Source organism: Limnofasciculus baicalensis BBK-W-15, from assembly GCF_024178385.1.
Lineage (GTDB): Bacteria > Cyanobacteriota > Cyanobacteriia > Cyanobacteriales > Coleofasciculaceae > Limnofasciculus > Limnofasciculus baicalensis.
The window spans coordinates 1-2,263 of record NZ_JAMZMM010000616.1 but is presented as its reverse complement, the minus strand read 5'-3'; the positions used below and the strand labels follow the sequence as shown (position 1 = coordinate 2,263).

At 42.2% G+C, this 2,263-nt stretch carries 2 protein-coding genes; both read right to left on the bottom strand.

Features of this window, described 5'->3' with window-relative positions; translation table 11 throughout:
• Positions 1-63 precede the first annotated feature (63 nt).
• Positions 64-633: a CAP family protein gene (locus NJ959_RS28800; RefSeq protein ID WP_254015190.1), complete on the bottom strand. Its 570-nt coding sequence runs from the start codon at positions 631-633 to the stop codon at positions 64-66.
• A gap of 611 nt (positions 634-1,244) precedes the next feature.
• A complete protein-coding gene (gene aroF / locus NJ959_RS28795) occupies positions 1,245-2,102 on the bottom strand; it encodes a 3-deoxy-7-phosphoheptulonate synthase (protein ID WP_254015189.1) in 858 nt (285 codons plus the stop codon).
• Positions 2,103-2,263: the final 161 nt, after the last annotated feature.

The window sequence follows — 2,263 nt, the reverse complement described above, 5'->3', positions numbered from 1 at the left end:
ACTCAAAACTCAAAACTCAAAACTCAAAACTCAAAACTCAAAACTCTCTTCCCCACTCCCTAATTAGGGTTGTAAAACATTCTGAGGAAATTGTCCCTGTACGTTACCAGCAGGGCTGTAACGACAGACGACATAGTAGGCGTTGAAATTTGTTGAGTTGATTACTTTTTTTCCTTGTGCTACTCCACAACCTAATCCTGTAGAAGACTTCCAAACTAGTTGAGTAAAATGCCCAGTCTCCGGGCTAAAACCGGGCTGACTATAGTTATATTTTGTTACCTCATTATACCAGGAACTAACTCCTTTATCTGCCAGTGCGGTAGCCCCAATAGTGCCTGTGGTGTAATAGACATAAAGATTTTCTCCTGCACCATTTCTTTGGGTAGAAGTGCTGTGTTCAAATTTGCCTGAGTCTGCTAAATATTTTGCCCAGTCTTGCGCACCTTGATCTAGAGTTGAATTGGCTGCTAAATTGGGGCTGCGATGCTTGGTTCGATTTGTATTATGGTTAGTGAGAGATTGGTTACGGAAAGCAGTTATGTAAGTTGCATCTTGAGCTAATGCTTTCAAACTTCCCACAGTGGTTACCGCTAGGATAGCAACTAAACATCCTAAGATAGGTTTTTTGCCCATCAGCATAAAGATACCTCTTATTTAAGGAAACAGATTCAATAAGTCTAACACACCATAGGAGAGGTTATGTTCCCGACTAATAAATTTTGTCTACAGTATTTTATTTCCTGAATTTAGCAATTGAGATAAGTTGAATATTGTACCATATTGTCAGGAAGATCTGCTTATTTTACTCGCTCCGCTATCTCTATTTGTCTTCAGATGGAGTAAACTATTGCCTAAAACTTTATCTATATAATCCCAGGGGATTGTTTTTTTTTAATCCTATTAAATCCCTAAATAAGGATAAAAATAAGTCGTAAAACCTAACCCCCTAGCCCCCTTCCCTGCCAGGGAAGGGGGAGTTGGAAATCTTGCTCCCCTCTCCTTTCAGGGGCAGGGCTGTTTAATTCTCAAATTTTACGACAGATTGAAATCTGTCGCTACACAGACAAAACCTGCCTTCGCAGGTTAGCAAGTCTTGCATTAGCTTATTAACATATTAACAAATAAGTTGAACCGCCGAAGGGCGGTAAAGCCAGTGTAGCAACAGGTTAAAACCTGTTGCTGTGGGAGAATGAAACAGCCCTGCTTTCAGGGGATGAGCTGGGGGAGGGGTCAAATTCTCCACACTAAGCGATCGCTAATTCGGGCAAATCTACTATTTCAGGAATTTCTCGCCCCACTGCTGCGGCTACTAATCTCAAGCTATGAACCAAAGCCACCATATCTTCTAAAGATAAGGCTTGACGAGCATCAGAAACAGATTTTTCTGGTTGAGGATGACATTCGATAATTAGTCCATCTGCGCCACAAGCTATGGCAGCTTTGGCTAAAGGTGCCACTAATTCTCGCTTGCCAACTGCATGAGAAGGATCGACAATTACGGGTAAGTGAGTGATTTGCTTCAGGGCAACAACTGCGCCTAAATCTAATATATTGCGAGTATAATTATCGAAACTGCGGACACCCCGTTCGCACAATACTACTTGAGAATTTCCCTCACTGAGAATATATTCTGCCGCCATCACGAATTCTTCAATAGTCGCCGCTAATCCTCGCTTCAGTAATATGGGTTTATTCACTTTTCCCAAAGCTTTCAACAAATCGAAGTTCTGCATATTGCGACTACCTACTTGTAGCATATCCGCATGGGCGACAATATCTTCAATTTGACTAATACACATAACTTCAGTCACGATTGGCATATTATATTTATGTCGAATCGCAGATAAAATCTCCAATCCTTCTAATCCTAATCCCTGGAAAGCGTAGGGAGAAGTGCGAGGTTTGTACGCCCCACCCCGTAACGCTTGAATGGGGGATAATTGCAGTTTGGTGGCGACTGTTTCCATCTGCAAACGATTCTCGACAGTACAAGGACCGGCAATAATGACTATTTCCTTCCCACCAATAGCAACTCCTTCCGATAGTTTAACAATGCTTTGGTGATTGGGGTGAGACGCGATCGCAAGTTTGGCACTTAACATCAGCTTCATTCCTTATATATATGGATGTGGACAAGAAAAAACCCGGAATCTTTAAGCTTCCGGGTTGGCGTAACAAGTTGACATAGCCTTACCTACCCGGTAGTATTTCTGGGCCAAAAGTAAAAGCTATAAAAATTGGGAGTGGGGAGTGGGGAGTGGGG